Source organism: Pseudomonas sp. SAS7, from assembly GCF_052112345.1.
Classification (GTDB): Bacteria; Pseudomonadota; Gammaproteobacteria; order Pseudomonadales; family Pseudomonadaceae; genus Aquipseudomonas; species Aquipseudomonas putida_Q.
The window spans coordinates 1-1,010 of sequence record NZ_JBEGGO010000051.1; the positions used below are offsets into that span (position 1 = coordinate 1).

1 protein-coding gene is annotated in these 1,010 nt (G+C 64.3%); it reads right to left on the reverse strand.

The window, feature by feature from the left end:
- On the reverse strand, nt 1-1,010 hold a 1,010-nt coding region (locus tag ABI582_RS28640; RefSeq protein WP_442120985.1), incomplete at both ends, for an AMP-binding protein.

A 1,010-nucleotide genomic window follows, 5' to 3' on the forward strand; every position in this document is an offset into this window, starting at 1 on the left:
CGGCACGAAACGCTCGGCGGTCAGCGCCGGGCGGCCATGGTAGCCGCGAGCCAGGCCGTCCTGGCCAATCATCAGCTCACCGTGGCTGCCCGGTACGATCGGGTTCAGCGCGCCGTCCAGCAGGTACCAGCTGAGGTCGGGAATCACCTCGCCAATCGGGCTGCTGCCGACCTTCTTCAGGTCATCCAGGCCAATCGGTCGATAGGTCACATGCACCGTGGTCTCGGTAATGCCATACATGTTGATCAGCCGTGGCTGGCAATCGCCGAACACCTCGAACCATGGCTTGAGGCTGCTCACATCCAGCGCCTCACCCCCAAACACCACATAGCGCAGGGCCAGTTTCCGGCCAGCCTGCGCCGCTTCGCAGGCAACCGGGATCAGTTGCTGGAACGCCGAAGGGGTCTGGTTCAATACCGTGACTTGCTCGTCTACCAGCAAGGCATGGAAGTCCTGCGAGGAGCGCGCCACATCCTTCGGCACGATGATCGCCTTGCCGCCGTACAGCAGGGCGCCATACAACTCCCATACCGAGAAGTCGAAGGCGTAGGAATGGAACACCGTCCACACGTCGCTGGCATCGAAGCCGAACCAGTCTTGTGTGGCCGCGAACAGGCGCACCACGTTATGGTGCGCCAGCAACGCGCCCTTGGGCTTGCCGGTGGAGCCGGAGGTGTAGATCACGTAGGCCAGGTTCTGCGGCGACACGGACACATTCGGGTTGGCGTCGCTGTAGCCGGCCAGGGCCTGCTCGTCCAGCGCCAGGCACTGAATACCCGATGGCGCAGGCAAGGCAGCGCGCAAATGGGTTTGGGTCAGCAACAGGGCAATGCCGCTGTCTTCGAACAGATAGGCCAGGCGATCCTGCGGGGATTCAGGGTCCAACGGCACGTAAGCACCGCCTGCCTTGAGGATGCCCAGCAGGCCGACCACCATCTCCAGGCTGCGCTCCACGGCCAGCCCCACCAGCACATCCGGGCCCACGCCCGACTCCCGCAGGCGATGCGCCA